24 protein-coding genes are annotated in these 24,157 nt (G+C 65.7%); 9 read left to right on the top strand and 15 right to left on the bottom strand.

Features of this window, described 5'->3' with window-relative positions:
• Positions 1 to 73: 73 nt before the first annotated feature.
• Positions 74 to 490: a VOC family protein gene (locus DEQ67_RS17590; RefSeq protein WP_115891610.1), complete on the bottom strand. Its 417-nt coding sequence runs from the start codon at positions 488 to 490 to the stop codon at positions 74 to 76.
• Positions 491 to 661: 171 nt separating this feature from the next.
• On the opposite strand from DEQ67_RS17590, the gene DEQ67_RS17585 reads away from it, so the two are divergent.
• The 6 genes from DEQ67_RS17585 to DEQ67_RS17560 all read left to right on the top strand — a co-directional run bounded on the left by DEQ67_RS17585 (position 662) and on the right by DEQ67_RS17560 (position 5,732).
• Positions 662 to 1,030, top strand: a complete 369-nt coding sequence (locus DEQ67_RS17585) for a hypothetical protein (RefSeq protein WP_004040984.1) — start codon at positions 662 to 664, stop codon at positions 1,028 to 1,030.
• A 422-nt stretch (positions 1,031 to 1,452) separates the two neighbouring features.
• On the top strand, positions 1,453 to 1,878 hold the full coding sequence (locus DEQ67_RS17580; protein ID WP_115891611.1) for a type IV pilin: 426 nt from the start codon (positions 1,453 to 1,455) through the stop codon (positions 1,876 to 1,878).
• A gap of 238 nt (positions 1,879 to 2,116) precedes the next feature.
• Entirely contained in the window at positions 2,117 to 2,557 is a 441-nt protein-coding gene (locus DEQ67_RS17575; RefSeq protein WP_115891612.1) for a type IV pilin, read from the top strand.
• Between the two features lie 164 nt (positions 2,558 to 2,721).
• A complete protein-coding gene (locus DEQ67_RS17570) occupies positions 2,722 to 4,071 on the top strand; it encodes a M20 family metallopeptidase (protein ID WP_115891613.1) in 1,350 nt (449 codons plus the stop codon).
• A gap of 6 nt (positions 4,072 to 4,077) precedes the next feature.
• Positions 4,078 to 5,193, top strand: coding sequence for an aminotransferase class V-fold PLP-dependent enzyme (locus tag DEQ67_RS17565; protein WP_115891614.1), 1,116 nt, complete (start codon positions 4,078 to 4,080; stop codon positions 5,191 to 5,193).
• Positions 5,194 to 5,255: 62 nt separating this feature from the next.
• A complete protein-coding gene (locus tag DEQ67_RS17560; RefSeq protein ID WP_004040989.1) occupies positions 5,256 to 5,732 on the top strand; it encodes a YbaK/EbsC family protein in 477 nt (158 codons plus the stop codon).
• 186 nt (positions 5,733 to 5,918) lie between these two features.
• Here the strand turns inward: DEQ67_RS17560 and eif1A are convergent, their stop codons facing one another.
• The gene (eif1A, locus tag DEQ67_RS17555; protein ID WP_013035036.1) at positions 5,919 to 6,203 is read right to left on the bottom strand and encodes a translation initiation factor eIF-1A; all 285 of its coding nucleotides are present in this window, start codon (positions 6,201 to 6,203) and stop codon (positions 5,919 to 5,921) included.
• Positions 6,204 to 7,219: 1,016 nt separating this feature from the next.
• Between eif1A and DEQ67_RS17550 the strand changes: the two genes are divergently transcribed.
• A complete protein-coding gene (locus DEQ67_RS17550; RefSeq protein ID WP_004040991.1) occupies positions 7,220 to 8,470 on the top strand; it encodes an orc1/cdc6 family replication initiation protein in 1,251 nt (416 codons plus the stop codon).
• A gap of 605 nt (positions 8,471 to 9,075) precedes the next feature.
• Here the strand turns inward: DEQ67_RS17550 and DEQ67_RS17545 are convergent.
• The 3 genes from DEQ67_RS17545 to msrA all read right to left on the bottom strand — a co-directional run bounded on the left by DEQ67_RS17545 (position 9,076) and on the right by msrA (position 11,726).
• Positions 9,076 to 9,654, bottom strand: coding sequence for a hypothetical protein (locus DEQ67_RS17545; protein ID WP_115862028.1), 579 nt, complete (start codon positions 9,652 to 9,654; stop codon positions 9,076 to 9,078).
• A complete protein-coding gene (locus tag DEQ67_RS17540; protein WP_115803814.1) occupies positions 9,647 to 10,471 on the bottom strand; it encodes a ParA family protein in 825 nt (274 codons plus the stop codon). Before DEQ67_RS17540 ends, DEQ67_RS17545 begins: the two co-directional genes overlap by 8 nt.
• Positions 10,472 to 11,192: 721 nt before the next feature.
• Positions 11,193 to 11,726, bottom strand: coding sequence for a peptide-methionine (S)-S-oxide reductase MsrA (gene msrA / locus DEQ67_RS17535; protein ID WP_004064715.1), 534 nt, complete (start codon positions 11,724 to 11,726; stop codon positions 11,193 to 11,195).
• 141 nt (positions 11,727 to 11,867) lie between these two features.
• Here msrA and DEQ67_RS17530 point away from each other — a divergent pair, with 141 nt between their 5' ends.
• Positions 11,868 to 12,272 carry a CBS domain-containing protein gene (locus DEQ67_RS17530; RefSeq protein WP_004043148.1) on the top strand — a complete coding sequence of 135 codons (405 nt, stop codon included), beginning with the start codon at positions 11,868 to 11,870 and terminating at the stop codon, positions 12,270 to 12,272.
• A gap of 27 nt (positions 12,273 to 12,299) precedes the next feature.
• Here the strand turns inward: DEQ67_RS17530 and surE are convergent, their stop codons facing one another.
• Positions 12,300 to 13,175, bottom strand: coding sequence for a 5'/3'-nucleotidase SurE (gene surE / locus DEQ67_RS17525; RefSeq protein WP_115891622.1), 876 nt, complete (start codon positions 13,173 to 13,175; stop codon positions 12,300 to 12,302).
• A 424-nt stretch (positions 13,176 to 13,599) separates the two neighbouring features.
• Here surE and DEQ67_RS17520 point away from each other — a divergent pair, with 424 nt between their 5' ends.
• Positions 13,600 to 13,896, top strand: coding sequence for a winged helix-turn-helix domain-containing protein (locus tag DEQ67_RS17520; protein ID WP_004043146.1), 297 nt, complete (start codon positions 13,600 to 13,602; stop codon positions 13,894 to 13,896).
• Positions 13,897 to 13,950: 54 nt separating this feature from the next.
• On the opposite strand, the gene DEQ67_RS17515 is transcribed toward DEQ67_RS17520, so the two are convergent.
• The 9 genes from DEQ67_RS17515 to DEQ67_RS17475 form a co-directional block, all read right to left on the bottom strand.
• Positions 13,951 to 14,988 (bottom strand): lipid II:glycine glycyltransferase FemX, encoded by a 1,038-nt coding sequence (locus DEQ67_RS17515; protein ID WP_115862026.1) that lies wholly within the window; start codon positions 14,986 to 14,988, stop codon positions 13,951 to 13,953.
• 88 nt (positions 14,989 to 15,076) lie between these two features.
• Complete coding sequence (locus DEQ67_RS17510) at positions 15,077 to 16,165, bottom strand: lipid II:glycine glycyltransferase FemX (protein WP_115803816.1); 1,089 nt, start codon at positions 16,163 to 16,165, stop codon at positions 15,077 to 15,079.
• A 270-nt stretch (positions 16,166 to 16,435) separates the two neighbouring features.
• Positions 16,436 to 17,752: an antibiotic ABC transporter permease gene (locus tag DEQ67_RS17505; RefSeq protein WP_115862024.1), complete on the bottom strand. Its 1,317-nt coding sequence runs from the start codon at positions 17,750 to 17,752 to the stop codon at positions 16,436 to 16,438.
• 96 nt (positions 17,753 to 17,848) lie between these two features.
• The gene (locus DEQ67_RS17500; RefSeq protein WP_115803818.1) at positions 17,849 to 18,898 is read right to left on the bottom strand and encodes a polysaccharide deacetylase family protein; all 1,050 of its coding nucleotides are present in this window, start codon (positions 18,896 to 18,898) and stop codon (positions 17,849 to 17,851) included.
• On the bottom strand, positions 18,891 to 19,976 hold the full coding sequence (wecB, locus tag DEQ67_RS17495) for a non-hydrolyzing UDP-N-acetylglucosamine 2-epimerase (RefSeq protein WP_115862022.1): 1,086 nt from the start codon (positions 19,974 to 19,976) through the stop codon (positions 18,891 to 18,893). The genes DEQ67_RS17500 and wecB overlap by 8 nt, the downstream gene beginning before the upstream one ends.
• Positions 19,973 to 21,400: a nucleotide sugar dehydrogenase gene (locus DEQ67_RS17490; RefSeq protein WP_115862020.1), complete on the bottom strand. Its 1,428-nt coding sequence runs from the start codon at positions 21,398 to 21,400 to the stop codon at positions 19,973 to 19,975. The genes wecB and DEQ67_RS17490 overlap by 4 nt, the downstream gene beginning before the upstream one ends.
• A complete protein-coding gene (locus tag DEQ67_RS17485; RefSeq protein ID WP_115803820.1) occupies positions 21,397 to 22,482 on the bottom strand; it encodes a Gfo/Idh/MocA family protein in 1,086 nt (361 codons plus the stop codon). Before DEQ67_RS17485 ends, DEQ67_RS17490 begins: the two co-directional genes overlap by 4 nt.
• A complete protein-coding gene (locus tag DEQ67_RS17480) occupies positions 22,479 to 23,582 on the bottom strand; it encodes a DegT/DnrJ/EryC1/StrS family aminotransferase (protein ID WP_004043138.1) in 1,104 nt (367 codons plus the stop codon). Before DEQ67_RS17480 ends, DEQ67_RS17485 begins: the two co-directional genes overlap by 4 nt.
• Positions 23,579 to 24,154: an acyltransferase gene (locus tag DEQ67_RS17475; RefSeq protein WP_006601032.1), complete on the bottom strand. Its 576-nt coding sequence runs from the start codon at positions 24,152 to 24,154 to the stop codon at positions 23,579 to 23,581. The genes DEQ67_RS17480 and DEQ67_RS17475 overlap by 4 nt, the downstream gene beginning before the upstream one ends.
• Between the last annotated feature and the right edge of the window lie 3 nt (positions 24,155 to 24,157).

Here is a 24,157-nt window from a genome sequence, read left to right as displayed (position 1 = left end):
CCCTAGTATTGCAGTTCGAGAACAATTCAACGGCGAGTTTCGAGCGGCGAACCCGTCGAACGAAGCGGCCGGGTCAGGCGTCGAGGAGTTCGACGAGGTTCCCCTCGGGGTCGCGGACGAACGCGATTCGCGTGCCGGTCTCGGTCGTCTGCGGTTCGCTGAGCGTCTCGGCGTCGGCCGGGAGTTGAGCGACCGCGGCGTCGACGTCCTCGACCGAGAGCCCGAGGTGGGTCGCACCGGGACGGTTGAGCGTCGGTTCGTCGGTGTCGGTGCCGACCGGGTCGTACTCGACGAGTTCGACGCGCACGTCGCCGCCGTCGAGGTGGGCGAAGCGCGCCGACGCGCCGTCGACGGAGACGGCGGTGGCGAACTCCTCGCCGCCGACTTCGAAGCGAGAGACGACCGGCAGGTCGAGCGCGTCGCGGTAGAATTCGAGCGTCGAATCGAGGTCGCGGACGGTGAGACCGACGTGGTGTGCGGTGGAGTTCACGGTTCGTCTGCGCGCGCAGAGCCTCAAAGGCGCTTCGCTCGGAACGCGGGGCGACGCGAGTCGGTCGGTGTCCGGACCCGCGCCGGCGAAGACCGTATCGCATATACCCGCTCGGCCGCCCAGATAGGGTACGATGGAACCGACAGGTGCGCGACGCGAGGTGGTGCGACCGTGAGCGAACCGTTCGTCGAGTCGCTCCCCGGACGGGCCGTCCCCAAATCGTTCGTCGCCGAACTCGAGACGAAGGAGGCGATTCAGCAGGCCGTCGCCGTCCGCGGCTACAACATCGAACGCGACGGCGAGACGGTCCAGCACGCCTACCAACTGGTCGTGAACGTCCGCGGGAAGTACATCCTCGGACTGCACCTCACGAACGGGACGTGGCGCGTCGTCTTCGACACCCGCGACCACCCGAAACTCGCACAGGAAGGCCCGCGCGCGGCCTACGAGGCCGTCCACGACGCACTCTACGAGCGCGCGCCCTCCGACGCGAAGATAGATTTCGAGTCGACGCCGCGGTTCTGGAACGCCTCCCAGTAGGCCGTTTTCCCGACGTTTTCGACCGCCCCCGCGTTTCGAGTCGCGTGAGCGACGCGTATGGGACGCGCGCCGCGGCCGACACCCTCCCGAACCCACACCACCATGTCCGCAGAAATCGGGAGCGCAACAGTTCGAGCGAGTGCGTCGCGCGAGCGAGAGAGTCGGATTCGCGTGTGTAGCGCGTCAGGTCGGCGGTTCAGCACCGACCTCCCCTGCGGATGGTACGCAGGTGGGATGGAACGGCTTAAATCCCGAATTCGACGGTTAGGAGCGCCCTAACCCCTCGAATAGACCGGTAAGTCGCTGCGAAATTAAATATATCCGGAACATACGGAAGGCCAACAGGAGCCGGAACATGTGGCCGCTCGCGGTCCCGTGCAGGTGGGCACGAGGTGGGTCAGAGGCCGGCCCTGGGTAGAACAATGGATATCAAGAAATTCCTTAGCGAATCACGCGCAGTCTCGCCGGTCATCGGCGTCATCCTCATGGTCGCGATTACCGTCATCCTCGCGGCCGTCATCGGAACCTTCGTCCTCGGTCTCGGTGACCAGGTCGGTGACACCGCCCCGCAGGCGAGTTTCAGCTTCGACTACGACGGTGTCGACACCGTGACCATCACGCACGAAAGCGGTGACGCAATCGACTTCGAGAGTCTGAGCGTGTCCGAGACTTCAGACGAGACCAGCAGTACGGTCGACAACGACGGAGACAGTGACGGAAACATGGGTGCAGGTGACAGTATCGAGGTCACGTTCGGTGGCCCGCTCGTGGATGGCGACGAAGTGCGCCTCGTCTGGACCTCCGAATCCGGTTCCAACTCCGCGACCCTGCAAACGTACACGCACTAAACGGTCCGCGGCGACACAGCCAACCGAACCTCGATTTTTTCGAACGTTACACCGTGAGCGACAGCACCAGCCAATTCTGGTACGAATCACGCATGAGACGTGAAACGCCTTCTCAATACTAGTTTATATCATCGGAGAACGTCAGACAATCTGTTAGGTTAGAACGCAGGCGTTCGAGGACCGATTCGTATTTTTCTCAACGGTCGCCTCTCGTCCGGCACACCTAGGAGAAACAACTATGCAAATCAAGACAATGTTCACGGAGTCCCGCGCAGTCTCGCCGGTCATCGGCGTCATCCTCATGGTCGCGATTACCGTCATCCTCGCGGCCGTCATCGGCACCTTCGTCCTCGGTCTCGGCGACCAGGTCGGTGACACCGCTCCCCAAGCGAGTTTCACGTTCGACTACGACGGAACGGAACTGACCATTACGCACGAAAGCGGCGCGCAGATTGACGGCGATTTAGTCACCATCGCTGGCGACATCAACGTCACCGTTGATGGCGAGGCAAACAAGTGGTCGGCCCTCGGCTCAGACACCATCAGCGCGGGTGAGTCCGTCGTCGTCCAAGACACTGACGAGGACGGCTTTGCCAACGGCGACACAGTCCGCGTCGTCTGGACCTCCGAATCCGGCTCCAACTCCGCGACGCTCCAGCGGTGGACCTACAACGCCTGATACCGGAATCAGCACCGCATCCCATCCCACCCCACCCTCCACCACTCGGAGTGACGATTTCTTTCGGACCCGTCCCACAGAGGCACCCGTATCTCGCCCCACCAATATTGTATTTTTAGCACAAACTTATTCGTCGTCAGTACGTACATCCGGACAGAGAGTCCATGTCCAGCGACCCACCCGCCGTCGTCGCCTCCCTCCGCGAGCACCGCGAGGACGTCGTCGACCTCGCGGCGACGCTCGTCGGCCACGACACGCAGAACCCGCCGGGAGACACGCGGGACCTCGCGTCGTGGGTCGAATCGTTCCTTGCCGACCTCGGTATCGAGGCCGAACGCGTCACCTCGGACCCGAGAAAGCCGAATCTCGTGGCGACGCTCCCGGGCGCGACAGACCGGACGCTCGTCCTGCTGGGGCACCTCGATACGGTCCCGTTCGATGCTGGCGAGTGGACGCGCGACCCGCTCGGTGAACGGGCGGGAAACCGGCTCTACGGGCGCGGCGCGACCGACATGAAGGGAGCGGTCGCCGCGATGCTCGCGGTGGCGAACGCGTACGTCGAAACCGACACAGTGCCGTCGACGACCCTCGTGTTCGCGTTCGTGAGCGACGAGGAAGTCGCCGGGAGCGCGGGGCTGCCGACGCTTCTCGACCGGCGCGGACTCGCCGCGGACGCCTGCGTCATCGGCGAGACGACCTGCGAGAGCGACCGCCACTCGGTGACCGTCGCGGACCGGGGAAGCATCTGGTTGGAACTCGAAGCGACGGGGACCGCCGCCCACGGCTCCCGACCGATGCTCGGTGAGAACGCGATTCACCGGCTCTACCGCGCCGTGAGCGACATCGAATCGACGCTCGATGACTACCGATTCGAGTTCGACCCCGCGGTGCGGGCGCTCGTCGACGAGTCCGTCGAGTACTACGCGCCGCGATTCGGCGCGGATGCGGCGCGAGAGCTGTTCGAGCGGCCGTCGGTCAATCTGGGCGTCCTCTCGGGCGGCGACCGGGTGAACGTCGTCCCCGACGCGGCGCGGGCGAAGCTCGATATTCGCGTGACGGCGGGCGTCGAGACGGCGGCGGTGCTCGACCGCGTTCGGGAGGTCGTCGCCGGTCACGACGGCGTCGAGACTTCGGACGCGGACTGGTCGGTCGGGACGTTCGAAGACCCCGACAGCGCGCTGGCGGACGCCGTGGTCTCGGTCGCTGAAGGCGTCACCGGCGGGCGTGTGTACCGCCGGAGCGCGACCGGCGGCGGCGACGCGAAGCGAATGCGAAACGCCGGCGTCCCGACCGTCGAGTTCGGGCTGGGGACCGAGACGGCGCACGCGGTCGACGAGTTCACCACCGTCGAGGCGCTCGTCGGCAACGCCGAGGTGTACGCCCGCCTCCCCGACGAGTTGTTGCGGCAATTCGATAGTGGTACCAGAACGTTTGATTCGACGGGCGTATCACCAGCAGACACGACTCCTTCGCGGCGCGACCGACGAGAGAACACCTCCGATGACACCCGATAACACACTATGACACCCGACGAACTCCGAACGACGATTCCGGCCCTCGACGACGTCACGTATCTCAACACCGGCGCGCACGGCCCGAGTCCGCGCCCCATCGTGGAGCGTGCGACCGAGTTCCTCGAATACCACGAGTACGAGTCGCCGGGCGACGACGGCCCCTATCCGACCGCGTTCGACGCCTACGAGGCCGTCCGCGAGGACGTGGCCGCGTTCATCGGTGCCGAAACGGAGGAGGTGGCACTAACCCAGAGCACCACCGACGGCATCAACCGCATCGCCACCGCGCTCGACTGGGAGCCGGGCGACGTGGTCGTCCGAACCGACCTCGAACACCCGGCCGGCATCCTCCCGTGGCGGCGACTCGAACGCGAGGGGGTCGAAGTCCGCGTCGTCGAGAGCGAGGCAGGGCGGCTCGATATGGACCAGTACGCCGAGGCCGTCAGCGACGCCGACCTCGTCTGTTTCAGCGCCCTAACGTGGAACTACGGGACGCGGCTCCCCGTGCGCGAACTCACCGACATCGCCCGCGACGCCGGCGCGCTGTCGGTGGTCGACGCGGTCCAGTCGTTCGGCCAGTACCCCGTCGCCGTGGACGACTGGGGGGCAGACATCGTCGCCGGCGCGGGCCACAAGTGGCTGCTCGGGCCGTGGGGCGCGGGTTTCCTCTACGTCCGTCGCGAAGTCGCGGAGGGCATCGAACCCCACGCCGTCGGCTACCGCGGCGTCACGGAGCCGAACGCCGACGGGCTCGACTTCGCGCCCGGAGCGAAACGCTTCGAGGTCGGAACCACCAACCCCGCGCCGCACGTCGCGCTCCGAGAGGCTATCGATATCGCCGAGCGCGTCGGCCTCGACCGAACCGAGGAACACGTGCGCGACCTCGCAGGCCGGTTCATCGAAACCGTCCCGGAGGGACGGCTGTTGAGTCCGCACGACCCGGAGTCGGGGCTCGTCTCCTTCGAGGTCCCTGACCCGGAGGGGACGGTCGAACGGCTCAAATCGGCGGGGGTTGTCGTCCGGACGCTTCCCGAACCGACGGCGGTCCGCGCGTCGTTCCACAACTTCAACGACGAGTCGGACGTGGCGGCGCTTCGCGACGGACTCGACGGGGAGTGGTGAGTGCAGCGCAGTATCTGCCACGGCGGTAAACGTTCATATCCACCGACGCAGAAGCCCTGGGCATGCATCCCACGGCGCGCAAGTTTGCCGACCAAGTACGCGATTCTCACGGCTTCGAAGCGACCATCGAGGAGTTCCCCGAGGGAACCAAGACGGCCGACGACGCGGCTGCGGCCGTCGGCTGCGACGTCGCCCAAATCGTCAAGAGCATCGTGATGCGCGTGGGCGACGAGACGGTCGTCGTCCTCACGAGCGGTGCGAACCGCGTCGACGAAGCCTCGCTCGGCTCCGAGTTCGATGCCGAACAGGGCTCGGTTCGAAGCGCCAACCCCTCCGAAGTGAAAGCGGCGACCGGTTGGAGCATCGGCGGCGTACCGCCGACCTGCCACGCGACCGACTGTCCCGTCCTCGCGGACCCGACGTTCGAGTCGTTCGACCGGATTTGGGCCGCTGCGGGAACTCCCGAAGCCGTGTTCCAACTCACGCCGGACGACCTGCGGGCGCTTTCCGCGCCGCGGTTCGTCGACGTGTTCGAGTGAGGCGAACGCAGAATCGAGGCGGACACCCGATACGGTCCGCCGCGGACCGCGACGAGAACAACACCACTATGTCCGCTGTTCTGGTCGGTCGGCGCGAAGTGAGTATCGCTGGAGAGAAACTCCGAGATTATCGTAGAGCCGCGGCTGGTCGTCAGGCGAGATAAACTCTCCTTTCGGAGAAAATGATTACTGAATGTGGCCTTCGCGCCGAAGCTGGTCCGCGTCCTCGCCGGTGTAGCGCCATTCGATGTTGGCTTTCTCGTCCTGCCAGTCCCACGGTTCGACCAGCACGACGTCGCCCTCGTTGATCCACGTGCGGTACTTCATGCGGCCGGGGATGCGGCCCATGCGGTTCTTTCCGTCTTCACAGCGGATTCGGACGTGGTTGCCACCGTTGTGCTCTGTGACGACTGCGAACAGCTCGTTGTCGTTGGGCATTCGAAGGTTTCGACGCCCTTGATTTTCACTCACATTCTTGCTCGGGGACGGAGACGGATAACTTATCGGATACTCGTGATAGCAAATGTCACGGCGTTGAAACTGGATGGTTGGGGGTTCGAACACCACGTTGTCCGCTGTTTTCCGACAGATTGGCCGCCAAGAGAGGGAGATACGTCGTGACAACGACCCACAAACACTGTTCGAGGTTTCGTTGGTGATTCCGTTGGAGGCCTCGCTCGCGGTCGGCCATGTTCGCGGTCGGCCATCGCCGGTTCGTCGTTGGGTGGTCACTGAGTCGACACTGAGTCGTCGCTGAGAGCAGGCGGTGACGGGGTCGTTCACGATTTGACGAGGCCATCCACGATTCCCCTACAACACCACTATGTCCGCAGTTGTTCGTCGTGTCAGCTCCTAAAAAGACGCTTTTACCGACTCACGGAGCTTCGTAGAGTCACAGAGAACCACGGAGAACGGATTCCGTCGGTAACCGAAGGCGAGCGACGAAGTCGGTCGACTCGACCGGACGAGACAAACCACGCGATTGTGTGACGACCCACGTCGACGAGCGGTCGAGATGTGTTCGGTGAGTGTTGACACAGACACCACGTTGTCCGCTGTTCTCGACGAATGTGGGTGTGAAGACGAGTCGGCTGGTGAGACGGGGAACACTCACACCACTTTGTCCGCTGTTCTCGGTGCGAAGCGGTACCCCCCGTCGGCGTGAGACGGCTCTTTTCCACGGATTTCCAATCGGGAAGGTTAGTTTAGATGTATAGATGAGCGAATAAAACAAGCCGTCCTCAAACAGCTACTATATAACTAGTATAGTTGCCTGTATTACGGACTTAGTTTAAATTATAGTATTATAAATCTTTCTCTATATCAAGACAAACAAACCCGTCCACTTGTTCCACCGGTTACCGTCGTCTCCCAGAACAGCGGACAAAGTGGAGGGGGTGTGTCCCCGCCTAAATATATAAAGAACGAGAACAGCGGACACTCCGGACGCGGTGGTTTTATCAACGAAGTGGTCGAACCGTGGTAGTATGCCCCTATTCGAGCGGGACACCGAGATCTATCGGGACCGGGACGCCCTTCGCGAGGACTACCAACCCGAGGAACTCGTGGGGCGTGACGAGGAACTCCGTACCTTCCAGGCTGCACTGCAACCGGTTATCAACGGCGAACAGCCCAACAACATCTTCCTCTACGGGAAGACCGGCGTCGGCAAGACCGCCGCGTCGCGGTACTTACTCGGTCACCTCCGCGAGGACGCGAGCCACTACGACGACATCCACCTCACCGTCGTCTTCCTGAACTGCGACGGACTCACGAGTTCGTATCAGATTGCGACCCGCCTCGTCAACGAGTTCCGGTCGGAGTCGAACCAGATCAGCACGACGGGCTACCCGCTCGGCTCCGTCTACGAGATGCTCTGGCAGGAACTCGACGACTGCGGCGGGACGATAATCATCGTCCTCGACGAAATCGACCACGTCAACGACGACAGCATTCTCTACCAACTTCCGCGAGCGCGGGCCAATGGGAACCTCGACGCGGCGAAGGTCGGACTCATCGGCATCTCCAACGACTTCTCGTTCCGCGACGACCTCTCGCCGAAGGTCAAAAGCTCCCTGTGCGAACAGGAGATTCACTTCCCGGCGTACAACGCCAAGAACCTCCGAGCCATCCTCGAACAGCGCGCGAAAGTGGCGTTCCGCGAGGGCGTCCTCTCCGACGAGGTGATACCGCTCTGTGCCGCTTACGGAGCGAAAGACGCCGGGGACGCCCGCCAATCTATCGACCTGTTGATGAAAGCCGGCGACCTGGCCCGCGACGACGACACCGACCGCATCGAAGAAGAGCACGTCAAACGTGGCCGACGCGCCCTCGAACGCGGCCGCATCAAGGAGGGAATCAACGGACTGACCGAACACGGCCACCTCGTGCTCTACTCGCTTTTGACGCTCGAACTGGAAGACGAGACGCCGATTCGCTCCCGCGACGTTCGCCCCCGCTACACCCGGTTTACCGAACTCGCCAACCGCGACCCGCTCGTCCCGCGGCGGATGCGCGACCACCTCAGCGAGCTCGCGATGCTCGGTATCGTCTCCGTCACCGAGCGAAACGAGGGTCGACGCGGCGGGACGTACCGCGAATACGCCCTCGATATGGACGTCGGACTTATCGTTTCGGCCATGCGCGACACCATCGAACTCGTCGGCGTTCACGAGACGGTCGAACCCTTCCTCGACGGCGACAAAACGAGCACGCTCGACGACTTCATCGAGCAGTAGGTAGGTCGACGCTCAGTACCGCGGACATCGTGGTGTGACCTCGCATCCGGTTTCGGTGGCACATCCGGTTTCGGTGGAACAGTTCCCCGTGGCGGCGTCGGCACGACTGGTCGTTGACCTGCTCTGCGGAAACGTGGCTCGGTCGGGTGCGCCGACCGCTCGGTTCAGTCCCGACCAGTCGGAACACCACTCTGTCCGCAGTAATCCGGCAACGTTAGCCGACTACTGAAACAGCGGACATCGTGGTGTGACCGTCCGCCCACGACGAGCTATCTCCCCGGTAGCGACGCTCTGTGCGGCTCGTCATCGTCACAACAGCGGACATACTGGTGTTCGATGTCGCGTTTTCACCGTGTAAAATCGACCTGCGGTCTCGGGGCTGTGACAACAGCGGACGCGGCGGTGTTCGCCAGTCGCTTATCTCTTATCTCGGATTCGTCGTCGATTATCGCTGGTCAGTCGGCAGTCGACGGACCACGGGTCTCGAACACCACGTTGTCCGCTGTTTTTCCGATGTCCGGAACGGTTTTACTGTCTCTTCCAGCGCTCGTTTGTCCCGCTCCGCGCCATCACCGTACGGTCTCCCCGGACTCGTTTGCCACGCGTCACTCGTTGCGACGTTCGAGGACGGCATCGACGATTTCTTCGGGGTACTCGGCGGCGACGCGGACGAGCGCGTCGTGGAACTCGCGGCCGGTCAGGTCGCGCACGTCGTGTTCTCGGCGGAGGAGCGACTCGACTTCGAACTCGGCGTCGTCAAGTCGGTCGAGCGTCGCGGTTCGGACGTAGATGCTCTTTGCGGTCGTCGCCTCGAACTCGAACGCCGGGCCGCCCGCCGTCTCCGTCGCCTGCTCCGTGTCGGCGGCGCTTTCCGCGCCGTCTGCCTCGGCGTTCGATTCAGTTGCCTCTTCGGCTTCGTCGCCGTCGTTCCTCTCAGCGACTTCGCTGCCTTCGCCCGCGTCATCGCTCTCGCTCGCTTCGTCTGATTCCGGGTCGGATTCGGCTTTCGAGTCCGGCGTAGAGTCGCCCTCGGACTCGGATTCGACCGCTGGTTCGGGTTCCGACTTCTCGGATTTGTCAGTGGTGCCCTCGTCCGCGGTCTGCTCGTCGTCGGATTCTGCGTCCGGTTCCGACTCGGATTCCATCGCCTCGCCGAGACCGGCGAATCGGTTCTCCTTAGGCATCGTCGGTCCCTCCGTGCTCGACGATTTCCGCGAGCCGGTCGAGTCGGTCTAACATGTCGTTCGACGGGTCGTACTCTCGGAGGGTCTTCCCGTCGCGCCAGGCGCGACTGAACGCGATTCGGTGTCTGATGCCCGGCCCCTTGGAGTCGGGGTCGTCGAACAGGTCCGAGCGGGCGAACGGCGGGATGAACTGCTCGAAGGGCGAGTCTTCGAGGTCGCGGATGATTCGTTTTTCCTCGTTGTTTCCGGTGAGGTCGTTCGGGACGATAGCGAGGATGTCGAGGTCGACCTCGCGGCGAATCGGGCCGATCTGTTGTTCGAACATCCGTTCGAAGCCGCTCACGCTCGGTTCGCTCATGAGGAGCGGGACGACGACGTTCCCGGTTCCGATGAGCGCCGCGTCGGACAGCGGGCCGAGACTCGGCGGCGAGTCGATGACGATGTAGTCGTAGTCGTCGCCGAGAAGCGGGTCGACGATTCGACGACGGACCCAGAGCATGCCGAACGTCGAGTTCCGAACGCGGTCTTCGATGTCGTCGAGGTCGACGTGAGACGGGAGCACGTCGAAGCCCTCGCGGTCGCGTATCACTTCGCGCACGTCGATGGGGTCGTCGTCGGTCAGCACGTCGCCGATGTTCGGCTCCGACGACTCGTAGTCGTCTTTCAGCCCGACGCCCTCGGTCGCGTTCCCCTGCTGGTCGAGGTCCACCAACAGCACGTCGTTCCCCCGCGCGGCGAGTGCATCGGCGAGGTTGATGGCTATCGTCGTCTTTCCGACCCCGCCCTTCTGGAGGGAGACGCTCACGGCTCGCGACACCTATCTGCCCTCCCGCGGAACGCGATGTTTACAAATTGTACACAGTCTACACTGTGTCTGCTGTTTGGGCGGTGCAAACTCCGTCTGAACTGCGGACTGTGCGGACATCTGGAGGTTCGAACGGACGTTCCGCGGCATGCCACATAATTTTATCCACGACTTTTGAACCGTTGGGACTTCGTCTACATTCTGCACTCTTTATAATTTTTACAATTTCTACAAATTGTAAACGTTCGACCATCGACGGCCGGTGACTCGCCTCCGTCCCGGCCTGAGAAGTCTCTACTTCGCTCACCGTGTCCGATTCTCGGACATCGCTCGCATTCTTTGCTGTTCTCACAGCGTACGAATCTCACGCGGCACAAACTGTCTGAAGATTCTACAATTCCCACAATTTGTAGACTGTATACGAATTCTAAAACTCGGGGGAAGTGCGGACTTCGCGAGCGGTGCGAACCGCGTGGACGGTTTCGACTGCCTTCGCTGTTCGCGCCGTTTGAACTGCTCTGACTGTCGAGACCGCTTTGACTGTTCAGACTGCCCCGACTGTCCGCGCTCTCCTCGCGGTTTCCACCGCGCTCGAAGTCCGTCCGGTTTCGACTGTTCGAACGTCGCCTCCGACGTTGCACGGGTCACCATCTTCACCAGAAATCGATTACTCAGCGGCGCTATCGAGAGTATACTGCGGACATGGTGGTGTCCACCGGCCGCCGCACCCGGCTCAGTTGGCGAGTTTGTCGGCGAACTTCTCGCGGACTTTCTCGACTTTCGGGCTCGCGTGGAACTGGCAGTACGCATCGTTGGGGTTTTTCTCGAAGTAGTCCTGGTGGTGTTCCTCCGCCTCGTAGAAGGTCTCGAGCGGAACTAACTCCGTGACCACCTCGTCGTCGTACTCCTCGTCGAGCGCATCGATGTAGGCCGACGCCTGTCGCTTTTGTTCGTCGTCGTGGAACAGGACGATAGAGCGGTACTGCGTCCCCACGTCCGGCCCCTGTCGGTTGAGTTGGGTCGGGTCGTGGACCGCGAAGAACACGTCGAGCAGTTCGTCGTAGCCGACGACCGCGGGGTCGTAGTCGACCTGCACGACCTCGGCGTGGCCGGTGCTCCCCGAACAGACCTGCTCGTAGCTCGGGTTCTCCGTCTCGCCGCCGGCGTAGCCAGAGGTGACCTCGCTGATGCCGTCGAGTTCCTTGAACGCGGCTTCGACGCACCAGAAACAGCCGCCGCCGAACGTCGCAGTCTGTGTGCTTCCCATAGCCTCGGTTACGTCGCCGGGGAATTAAGCCCCGCGGCGGGGGCAGTCGCGGCCGGGGCCCGCGGTCGTCATCCCGATGTACCTCCCCACGAAACTGTACGCGAAGCCAACATTTATCCGCCCTGTCTGTCAGCAATTACCATGGAAGACGTATTCGTCGCGAGACTCATGTCCACGACCCTCCACACGGTCACGCCAGACACGCTCGTCGAAGACGCGGCGCAGTTGATTCTCGACAACAACATCAGTTCGGTCATCGTCGTCGACGAGGACAACCGGCTCGAAGGCATCCTGACGACGACGGACTTCGTCGACATCGTCGCCAAGAGCCAGCCGAAAGCGCAGACGACCGTCGAGCGGTACATGACCACGGACGTGATTACCGCGGGCGCGCAGGACTCCATCCTCTCCGTCGCGGAGTCGATGACCGAACACGGCTTTCACCACATGCCCGTCGTCGACGAGGAGGAGGGCGTCATCGGGATGATTGCCACGTCGGACCTCGCCGCGTACCTCTCGCAGACCGGGCAGTTGGCGCGGTCGTAGCGTCGTCGCTTCCGGCTGACTTCCGCGCTACTCCACCTGTTCGGAGAGGCTCTCGACGATGCTCGCCAGCCGCGGGTCCGTCGCGTGGCCGTGGTGGACCGCGAGGGGCGAGACGCTCACTTCGCCGTCGACCATCGCGCGGCGGTCGCTCCCGACCGGATAGCGGTCGCGGTGTTCGTCGTCGAGCGGGAACGGGTTCTCGAAGCCGACGGAGTCCGGCCACGAAATGTCCTGTAACCGGACGTACACCTCGTCGTCGTCGAGGTCGTGTTCGCGGTCGCCGTCCGGAAGCGCGCCGGCGTCCGGGTCGTGGTCGACCTGCTGGTCGTAGTCCGCGAAGGGGCGGGTCACGCGCATTCGGGGGCTCGGCACGTCCGCCGGGGCGTTGACGTTCAGGAGGTCGACTTCGTCGAACGCGTCGGTCCCGAAGACGCGCTCGGTCAGGGCACGGGCGACCCGCGCGGGACGGGAGAAGTCGTACTCCTCGGGCGGGTGACAGAAGAAGTCCCGGGCGTGGTAGCTGGAGACGGCGACGGCGGGCGTCCCGAGGAACGCGGCCTCGACGCCCGCGCCGACGGTTCCCGACCGGCCGACGACGTAGTTGCCCGCGTTCGGGCCGTCGTTGATACCGGAGACGACGATATCGAAGTCGGCGTCGAGGCCGCGAAGGGCGTAGGCGACGCAGTCCGCGGGGGTTCCTTCGAGAGCGTACCCCCACGGGTGGTCGCGGCGGACCGCGTGTTCGTTGCGGGCGCGGCCGACGCCGCTTTGGTTCTCGGCGGGCGCGACGACGGTCACGTCGCCGACGGCGGTGAGTTCCTCGCGCATGGCGGCGATGCCGGGCGCGTCGATACCGTCGTCGTTGGTGAGGAGGATTCGAAGCGAAGACGAGGTGTCGGTCATCGAGTCGTGCATTTCCGCCGGTCGCCGTAGCTATTCCGGATTCTGAGCCGAGGCCGCGTCCTCCCGCGCGTCGCCTGCATCGCCGTGCCGCTGCATCGCCGCGTCGCCGTCGACCGCCGAGCCTCCTCCACGCCGACGGGCACTCGACCGAACTCCTGTCAGCGTGACATCCATAAACTCGAGACACTCAGGAATAGCCGAATATAATTCAAACGGTGACTTTATGTAATTAAGTTCGTACTAACGAACGAATGCGCACCGAACCGATGCGGCCGGCACGCCGGGCACCCGCCGACATCGCGGTTAACGTTCCGTTAACTCGTCTGTTTTCGGTAGTTTCGTCTCTGTCACGGTCGGCGGTCCCGTCCCCGTTGGCTGTCACGACCGCCGACCGCCCCGCCGCCCTAAGCGAGGTGGGCGTTGCGTGAGCTCCGTCGGTGGAACCGACGACGTGCCGTGGGACGACGTGGGCTTCGTCATCAGCTCTCGCTACCGCGTCTCCGTTCTCGATAGACTCTCGGAGGGGCCGGCGACGCCGACGCAAATCGCCACCGACTCCGAGAGCGCGGTCGCCCACGTCTCGCGGGCGTTACAGGAACTCAGAGACCGCTCGCTCGTGGAACTGCTCGTCCCGGAACAGCGCCGAAAAGGGCGGGTGTACGGCATCACCGACGACGCCGAGAACATCTGGCACGTCATCCAAACACAGCAGATGGCGTGAGCGCGGTCGCCCGCGTCTCGCGGGCGCTGCGGCGTGTCGTGTGACCCCGACGACTCACTTCGTGGCGATTCGCTCCGACCCCTTGTTCAGGAGCTGGTAGGTCCGCTTTGCGAGGTTCATCCCGACGCCGGTCGACTCGACGACGTAGTACGGGACGAGTTCGCCGCCGAACTTGGATTTGTAGTTGCAGAGCCGCTCCGTGTTCGCGCCGACGAGGTCGTACTTCGTGACCGACGCGAGCGCCTCGTCCTCGACGATGTCCTCGATGATGGTCCAGTGCAGCAGGCTGTTGATGCTGACGCCGTCGTACTCTCCCCGCGCACCGCCGAGCCAGAAGTAGCCCACCTCGTCGGAGAAGGGGACAATCATCCCGCTGAGATACTCGCCGCCTGGGTCGCGGGCGACGTACACCCGACACCGGTCGCCGAGGTTCTCGACCAGCGACTCGACGAACTCCCACGGCATCCCGAACGGTTCGTCCTGCTCGTCGTACCGCGAGACCACGTCGTCGTAGACGACGCGAGCGCCGTCGAGTCCCTCGTCCGCGATGGTGATGTCGAGTTCGCGCGCCTGCCGAATCTCGCGGCGGAGGCTGCTGCTGAACTGGGCCTGTATCTCGTCGAGCGAGCGCCCGCCGAGGTCGAGTCGGTAGGTGAAGGAGGGCTTGACCGCGAAGCCGGTCCACTCGAACGGGCGGGGGTCGAGGTACGCCGGCGAACAGAGCAGGCGGACGAACGTCCGGTTCGAGCGGATGCCGAGCTCCTCGACCACGAGGTCGGCGAACTCGCGGTTCACCGACTCGTAGGCGCTCTGTTTCGGGCTGTTCGGCATCATCACCGGGCCGATGTACGGAATCGCCATCGACGGCGGCGGCGAGACGACGACCCGTCCGAGGGGGTTCCGGCGGACGAACGTCGGGAACAGCGCGACCGGCTCTTGGCCCTTGAAGACGCCGAACAGGTGCATTTCGCCGTCGAAGTGCTCGTCGATGGCGGCGAGCACCGCGGGGGTGTGGAAGACTTCGGTGCCCGACGCGGGGAGCGCGGCTCCCCACTCGTCGAGGCTCAGGGGTTCGATACGGAGTTGTGACATAGGTCGTGGTCGTGTGGGTGGGTGGTCGTCGGTTGGTGCGTGGGTTGACGCGTCGGTCGGTGCGTCGGTCGGCTCGTCGAGCGGGTCGTCATCGCTGGAGGAACCCCGAGACGAGCCGCGACGGGAGGCTCGTCCCGTTTCCCCGGGACAGCATCTCGATGCCGGGGCCGAGGCGGCTCTTGTACAGGTGCGCGATGGTTCTGACCGGGAGCGCGCCGTGTTCTATCTGGTAGAACGTGACGAGTTCGGGGTTGTACTTGCTCTTGTAGCGGTTGAGTCGGCGGTTGTTCGCGCCGACGAGGTCGTAGCGGCGCATCCCGTCGTCCATGCCGTCGCGCATGATGCGCCAGTCCAGCAGGTCGTTGACGTCGATGCCGAAATCGAACTGGGGGCGGACGCCGCCGAGCCAGCGGTAGAGCGTGTCCCCGTACTGGAGGACGACGATTCCGCTCACGAACGCCCCGTCGTACCGGAAGACGTAGGGCCGAACTTGGCCTTTCGGGAGCGAGTCGTACAGGTCCATGACGAACTGCGGCGGCACGTCGAACGACAAATCCTGTTCCTCGTAGCGGTTCTTGACCAGCGTGAGAATCGAACAGATGTCGTCGCGGTCGCCCTCCTCGATACCCGAGACGAGCTTTCGACCGTCGCGGATGTTCCGGCGGGCGCTCCGGCTGAACGACATGAGGAGGTCCTCTTCGCCGCGGGTCAGGTCGACGTTGTAGGTGTACTTCGGCGACACGTCGCAGCCGCCCCACAGGAACGTCCGCATGTCGGTGTAGTAGTCACCGACGCGGACGTGCGTGTAGCTCGGGCCGATGTGTTCGCCCAGCCACTCGGTACAGCCGTCGATGAACTGGTTGCGGCGGCGCTCGAACTTCCGGCTCTTGATGTTGCCGGCGTCGAGCATCACGGGCCCGAGGTAGGGGACGCCGATGTGCGGCGGCGGCGAGAACGCCGTCTTGACCAGCCCCTTTCGAATCTCGAAGACGGGGAACAGGCCGACCGGCTCCTCGGTCTTGTAGCCGACGAGCAGGTGGAGCTTCGAGTTCGAGTAGTTCGCTTGGAGCCGAAGCGCCTCGTACTGGTGAAAGAGGCTCGCCTGACTCGACCGACTGACGTACGTGTCCCACTCGTCGCGGTCGCGCTCGTCGAACTCGACGATTTCGATGGTCATAGACTGCGGGCCGACCGGCGGTCTTCGCATTGCGTCCGTTGTCGTCGACAGCAGCGATTCCGGGCGACGCGTTCGAGATGTCCGGTCCGACCGAACCGGCCGAAATAAGCCGATTCACCGGCCGATTCGGCGGCTCCGTAAATCGACCCGCGATTCGGTCGGGTCGCGTCGGCGTGTATCATTCGAAAAGACATTCTCGAACTACTGTGACGGGAGGACGGGGATTTGTTATGAAGCGACTAGCCGGCGTTCGCGCCGGCCTACACGCCGTCAGGGGGTCTCTGTCGCCGCCCGTAGGCGCTCGATACCGTCGGCGTCGATGCCGTAGCCGTGCGTCGGTTCCCCGGAGATTCTGGTGGCGACGTACTCGGCGATGGCGTAGGCCATCCACGCCTGACACCACCGCATGAGCGTCATGCGCTTGGTGTAAAAGCGGTGTTTGCGGAAGTAGAACCGGCCCTCGGACGGGACGTACATGTTCGCGAGCGCCCAGTCGATGGCGCGCTCGGCGCGGTCGTACTGGCCGGCGTAGGCGAACACGAGGATGCCCTGCGCCGTCGCGTGGATGTCCCGCGGGTAGGGATGCTCCTCGTCGAAGTTGGGCGCGCCGTCCTCGTCGAACAGTTCGCGGGCGTAGAAGTCGAGGCCGCGAGCGAGCGTCTCGTCGTACCGACCGCTGCCGACGACCTGTTCGTAGCGCTGGAAGCACTCGACGATGAAGCCGTTGTGGTGGTTATCCATCGAGAGGTGCGAGGCGCTCGCGGGCTCGCGGTAGTACCACCCGCCGCGGTCGGTCTGCTTCGACGCGACGAAGTCGTACACCTTCTCGGCGCGTTCGAGCAGTTCCTCGTCATCGAAGTGGTCGTACAGCTCGACGAACAGCCGCGCCCCGATGGCCAGCGCGTTGAGCGTGTAGCTGTCTTTCGGGTGCGAGAGGTAGTAGTCCATGACCGCGCCGTCGTCTTTCGGCCGGTAGTTGAGGTCGTCGAGTAGCACGTCCACGGCGGTCTTGGCGATGTCCGGGTAGTCGGGGTCGAACTCCCGGCCCGCGAGGAGCGCCTTGACGCCGTAGGCCGTCGAGACGATGTTCGGTGAGTGCGGAATCCCCGACCGCGGGCCGTTGCGACCGGAGATGTGCTGGATGACGTGGCGGTGACTGCCGGCGAAGCCGCTGTACCCCCTGGCCTGGTTCTCGACGAGCCACTCCGTCAGCGATGCCGCGTCGTCGCGGTACGTCTCCGCCGGGCGGTCGCCGTCGAACCGCTCGGCCAACTGGGCGCGGGTCCGGTTCGCCATGGCGAACAGCGTGATGCCCTTGAAATTCCGGCGCTGCTCCACGAGGAACAGCGGGCGGACGTTGACGGGCGAGCGCTTGATGAACTCCTGGACCGCGAGGTTGAACCAGCGGTTGTCGATGGGGACCGAAAGCAGGAGCCTGCTGCTCATGCCGTCGCCGTAGTCCCAGCCCTTGTAGTCGCGGTCGCGGGCGTAGTCGAGCACGTCGTCGAGCACCTCGACGTACCGCTGGAGTCGCTCCGTGTCGGCCGCGTCGTCGCCGTCGCGGTGATACTGCGTTGGTTGTTTCATGGTGCAGAATAGCCTCTCTGAAGGGTGTTGGCTGTCCGAGAGGAAGCCCGCTCGTGGCTTTGTTATGGGGCCGATACCGACCGACGACGCCGGATTCTACCGGGGGAGAGAGTAGTTCGAACCGCCGGCGGTCGCGTTGTCGGTGGTCGCGTTGTCGGTCGCCCTCCCGTCCGAATCGTCGCCGGCATCGTCGGAGTCGCTGGAATCGCGCTCGGCGAGGAACTCGCGGTAGTAGTCCGCGACGGGGCCGACCCACGCGCCGCGGTCGAGCGCCCGTTCGACGATGCGGCGGTAGAGCCGGCGGTAGCCGGGGAACTCGTCCTCGTTGAAGTACCGCGGGTGCCACAGCACCGTCATCACGGCGTCGTTCGCCTCGGCTTCGTCCAACAGGCGCTCGCATTCGGCCCACGCCTCATCGAACGCCGACCCGGGGTCGGGAAGCGACACCTCCATCAGCGTCAGCGGGAAGACGACGAAGTCGTCGTCGAAGGGTCTGAACGGCCGGTAACCGTGTTGGAAGCCGTGTTCCGAACTCGACCCGGGGCTGGCGTCGTACTTTAAGCCGAGTTCGCGGTGGTAGCGCCACGTGTTCGGCCCGAGTTTGAGGTGGTGCTGGCGGCCGCCGACGAGTTCGTGGCCGAGTATCGCTTCGAGTTCGCGCGTTTCGGTTCGGAGGCGGTCGAAGTCGTCGCACGACCGGAACGAGCCGTGGATGCCGACCTCCCAGCCCCCCCCGTCGAGGTCGCGGACGGCGTCGGCTATCGACGCCGAGTCGAGGTCGTACCGGCCGAGGTGTTCGACCCAGTTTTTCGGTTCGAGCCAGTCCGAGAGCGACCCTGTTTCGAGGAGGCTCGGCTCGTTGAGGAAGTAGAACGACGAGCGGACGCCGAGGTCGCGTTCGAGCGCCATGATATCCTCGAACTGCCAGTAGGGGTTCTCCCGCCGGAGGAGCGTCCGGAGGTGGTAGCCGGGGTTCGACTTCGCCGCGTAGTACAGCCCCTGATACGTCTTGTACGGGCGGTCCACGTCGTGAGTCAGACAGACCGCGAAGCCGGGACCGGAGCCGGGTTCGCCGGGCCCGCTCGGTTCCGAGGCGGTCTCGCCGGGGCCATCTCGCGCGTCCGCATCTCCCGTCTTCTCACGCATCCCCGTACTCCGAGAGCGCGGCGACGATTCGCTCGGCGGCGCTCCCGTCGCCGTACAGCGAGGGCTTTTCGGGAAGTGGGTCGTCGTCGGCCAGCGCCGCCCGAATCGCGGCCGCGTCCGCGCCGACGAGGACGTTCCAGCCGGCGTCGACGGTCTCTGTCCACTCGGTCTCGTCGCGGAGCGTGAGACACCGGGTGTCGAGGTAGAACGCCTCTTTCTGGACGCCGCCGGAGTCGGTGGCGACGCGCTCCGCGCCGTCGAGCAGGCGGACGAAATCGAGGTAGCCGACCGGCTCCACGAGAACGACGTTCTCGGCGTCTGCGAGCCGCGACCAGAGGCCGCTGGCTTCGAGCGCCCCTTCGGTCCGCGGGTGGACCGGGAAGACGACCGGGAGTTCCGACGACGCCAGCCCCTCCACGATGCCTCCGAGGCGGTCGCGGTCGTCGGTGTTGGCGGCGCGGTGGACCGTCGCGAGGACGTACTCGCCGTCTCGGAGGTCGAAGTCGTCGAGTATCGTCGACCGCTCGCGGGCGGCCTCGCGGACCCGGAGGACGGCGTCGTACTGCACGTCGCCGGTGACGGAGACGCCGTTTCGGATGCCCTCGGCCGCCAGCGTCTCGGCGGCCGACTCGGAGGGCGCGAACAGCAGGTCCGAGCAGTGGTCGGTGAGCACGCGGTTGACCTCCTCGGGCATCGCCCAGTTGTGGCTCCGCAGGCCGGCCTCGACGTGCGCCAGCGCGGGGTCGCGCTTCGCGGCCACGAGCGCCGCCGCGAGCGTCGAATTGGTGTCGCCGTAGACGAGCACCACGTCGGGGGCTTCGTCGGAGACGACGGCGTCCAGCCGGGTCATCATCTCGGCGGTCTGGGCGGCGTGGCCGCCCGAGCCGACCCCGAGGTTGTAGTCCGGTTCCGGGATGGCGAGTTCGTCGAAGAACACGCCCGACATCGACTCGTCGTAGTGCTGGCCGGTGTGGACGAGCACCTCGTCGTGGTCGCGTCTGAGCGCGTCGGAGACGGGGAACGCCTTGATGAACTGCGGGCGCGCGCCGACGACCGAGAGCACCTTGAGACGGCTCATCGGCCCGGCCCTCCGTGCGACGAGTCGGCCGCAATCTCGGGGCCGGCCTCGGTCTCGGACGACTCGCCCCGCGGTCCGCCGCCGATTTCGTACACGCGGTGGCCGATGTCACCGAGGGTGCCGCGGCCGTCGACGACGACGAGGTCGTCGAAGGCGGCCCAGTCGATGCCGTCGAACTCCTCGTGCGGCGTGACGACCACGGCCGCGTCGATGGCGCGGTTCGGGAGGTCGGAGAGCGAGACGGGGGTCGCGCCGAAGGACGCGACGACCTCGTCTGAGAGCATCGGGTCGACCGCGAGGACGGTCGCGCCGAGGTCGTTCAGTCGGTCGATGACGCCCGCGGCGGGGGTCGCGCGGGTCTCGGCGACGCCCGGGCGGTAGGTGACGCCGAGGACGGCGACGGTCGCGCCCCGTATCTCTCGGCCCGCCGCAGCCAGCTCGTCACGGAGCTTGTCGGCGGTGAACGCCGGCATGCTGTCGTTGACCTCGCGGGCGGTCAGGAGGAGGGGCGTCCCGGCCTCGACGCGGCTCGTGATGAAGTACGGGTACCACGGGATGCAGTGGCCGCCGACGCCCGGCCCGGGCGCGTGGATGTCGCAGTACGGCTGGGTGTTGGCCGCGTCGATTGCCTCGGTCACGTCGATGCCGAGGTCGTCGCGGAGCCGCGCGAGTTCGTTGGCGAGCGCGATGTTCACGTCGCGGTAGACGCCCTCGAACAGCTTCACGGCCTCCGCGGTCGTCGCGTCGCGCACGGGAATCACCTCGTTCGAGGTAAGCTCGCCGTAGACGAGCGCCGCGACGCGGGTGCTCTCGGCGTCGACGCCGCCGACGATTTTCGGGTGCGACTCGGTGATGTCGCGGAGCGCCCGGCCCGACGAGGTTCGCTCGGGGCAGAACGCCACGCCGAACTCGCCGGCCGAGAGGCCGCTTCGGTCCGCGAGGTACGACATTACGAGGTCTTTGCTCGTTCCCGGCGGCACGGTACACTCGACGACGACGAGGTCGCCGGGCGCGAGCCCCCGCGCGATGCTGTCGAGGACGGCCTCGAACGCCGCGAGGTCGGGTTCGCGGTCGTCGGTCAGGGGGGTCGGGACGATGATGACGTGAATCGCGGCTCCCTCGGCCGCGGCGACGCCGTCGGTGGTCGCCCGGAGCGCGCCGCGTTCGGCCTGCTCGGCGACTAACTCGGGCAGTCCCGGTTCCTTCGCGACGTGGCACTCGCCGTCGTTGACGCCGCGAACCACGTCCTCGCTGATATCGACGCCGGTGACGGTGCCCGTCGCGCGGGCGTAGACGGCCGCCAGCGGGAGGCCCATCTTCCCCAGGCCGTACACCGCGACGGGGACCTCGCCGGCGCGCAGGGCCCGCGTCTGTTCGTCGGGCGAGCGGTCGGAGCCGTACAGTCCGGGGTGCTCGCGGCTCATCGTCGACCCTCCGAGGGTTCCGTAGTCTCAGCGTTTTCCGTGGCTTCCGCGGTCTCTGCATTTTCCGCAGTCTCCGCGGTCTCGACGCTCCGAACCGTCGATTCGGCGTCGGCCTCGATGCGCCGGGCGAGGTCGATAGCGCGCAGGCCGTCGGCCGGCGAGACGAGGACGGGGCCGCCGTCGGTCGCGGCGTCGACGAACGCCTGTAACTCGCGTTTCAGCGGCTCGCCGGTGGAAATCATCGGCTGTTCCATCACCACTTCGTGGCGGTAGCGGACGCCCCCGTTGTCCCGGAGGTAGTCCGGGCGCGACTGGCGGAAAATCTGGACCGACTGGTTCAGGTAGTCCACCCGGATGAGCCGGTCGCGCGCGGTGATGTCGAGGGTCCGCGTCTTCTGCTGGGTGAGCCGACTCGCCGTGAGCGAGGCGATGACGCCGTTGTCGAACGTCACCTGCGCCGTCGCGTACTGCTCGTCGGGCGTGGCGGTCGCGGCGACGCGGTCGACCTCGGCATCGACCAGCGAGAGCACCACGTCGATGTCGTGAATCATGAGGTCCATGACGACGCCGTCGCCCATCTCGCGGTTCAGCGGCGGGCCGAGCCGGTTCGCGGTGATGGCGATGGGTTCGACGCCGTCGAGGAGGTCGGGGAGGGCGCGGACGGCCGGATTGAACCGCTCGATGTGGCCGACCTGGAGCACGACGCCGCGGTCCTCCGCGAGCGCGGCCAACTCCGCGCCGACGCCGAGGTCGTCGACGAAGGGTTTCTCGACGAGCGCGTGGACGCCGGCGTCGATGCACTGCCGGGCGACCGACGCGTGATAGGGCGTCGGCACCGCGACCGTTACCACGTCCACGCGGTCGAGCAGGCCGTCGATGCCGTACGCGTCGGTGCCGAAGTCGGCGGCGACCTCGGCGGCGCGGTCCGCGTCCGCGTCGGCGACGCCGACCAGTTCGACGCCGCGAAGCTCCGCGTAGACCCGCGCGTGGTTGGTTCCCATCGACCCGACGCCGACGACGCCCGCTCGAACCGGCCGCTCTTGGCCGCCGTCGGCGCGGAGTCCGGCGGATTTTCGGCTCACCTCGCCACCTCCGCGTAGTTGGCGACCGCAGTCCCGACGCGCTCCACGTCGGCCTCGCTGAGTCCGGGGTGGACCGGCAACGAGAGCACCCGTGTCGCGGCTTCTTCCGCGACCGGAGCCGACACCGCGAGGTGTTCGTAGGCGGGCTGCTTGTGGACGGGCTTCGGGTAGTAGACGCCCGTGGCGATGCCCTTCGCGTCGAGGTACGACTTGAGGGCGTCGCGCTCGATACCGTCGCAGGCGACGGTGTACTGGTGGAAGACGTGGGTCCGGCCCGGCGGCGTGTGAGGCGTCGTGACCGGCGAGTCTTCGAGGTACTCCGTGAGCGCGGCGGCGTTGGCCTGTCTCGCGCGAGTGAACTCGGGGAGACGTTCGAGTTGGACCCGGCCGATGGCCGCGGCGATGCTCGTCATGCGGAAGTTGTGGCCGACCTCGGCGTGTTCGTAGCCGGAGACGCGGCCGTGGTCCACGAACCGGGCGGCGCGCTCGGCGACGTCGGCGCGGTTTGTCGTAATCATGCCGCCCTCGCTCGTGGTCATGTTCTTCGTCGGGTAGAACGAGAAGCACGCGGCGTCGCCGAAGGAGCCGACGCGTCGTCCCTCGACTGCCGCGCCGTGAGCCTGCGCGGCGTCCTCGACGAGCAGGAAGTCGTACTCCGCTGCGAGCTCCGCGAGCCGCGTCATGTCCGCCGGGAGGCCGTAGAGGTGGACCGCGATGACCGCGTCCACCCGCTCGCCGGCCCGGAGCCGCGCTTCGAGCGCGTCGGGGTCGATGTTGTACGTTCGCGGGTCGATGTCGACGAAGCCCACTTCAGCGCCCGCGAAGGCGACGGCGTTGGCCGTGGCGATGAACGTGAAGGGCGTCGTCAGGACGCGGTCGCCGGGGCCGACGCCGAGCGCGTGGAGCGCGGCGTGGAGCGCCGTCGTCCCGTTGGAGGTGGCGACGCCGTGGTCGGCTTCGCAGTAGTCGGCGAACTCCCGTTCGAAGCCCCGGACCTCGGGGCCGTCGGCTATCATGCCGCTTTCGAGGACGGCCGCGATTCGGTCCCGTTCCGCCGCGCCGAGCTGGGGCGCGGCGATTGAGATGTGGTCTGCACTCATCGTCGTATCCTGTTTTCTCCCCGCAGTTGTTCCGGCAGGTCGCGGTGGACGGCGGGGACGCCCACGGCGAGGGTGCGCGGCGGCACGTCGTTCACGACGAGCGCGCCGGCGGCGACGAACGCGCCCTCCCCGACTGTCACGCCGGGGAGGAGCGTCGCGTTCGCGCCGATTGAGGCGTGGTTCTCGATTCTCGGGCCGACCAGCTCCGCGTCGGTGCGGACCGGATAGGGGTCGTTCGTCATCACCACGCCCGGACCGACGAACACGTCGTCGCCGATGCGGGTGTTGGTGGGGATGTAGACGTTCGTCTGGATGCTCACGCGCGACCCGATGGTCGTGGTGCCGTCGACGACCGTCTCGGTCCCGAGGAGCACCTCGTCGCCGATGGTCGTGTGCTCGCGGACGAGGACGTTGTGGCCGGTGACGAAGTCGTCGCCGATGGTCACGTCGTCGTAGACGATGGTGCCGGCGCGGATTCGCGCCCGGTCACCGATGACCGGGTCGTCGCCGTCGCCGTAGCCGATGGTGACGCCGTCGTCGACGTGGGATTCGACGCCCACCTCGGCGCTCATCGG

It is taken from the genome of Haloferax sp. Atlit-48N (assembly GCF_003383015.2).
Classification (GTDB): domain Archaea; phylum Halobacteriota; class Halobacteria; order Halobacteriales; family Haloferacaceae; genus Haloferax; species Haloferax volcanii.
This window is presented reverse-complemented; position numbering and strand designations above follow the sequence as displayed.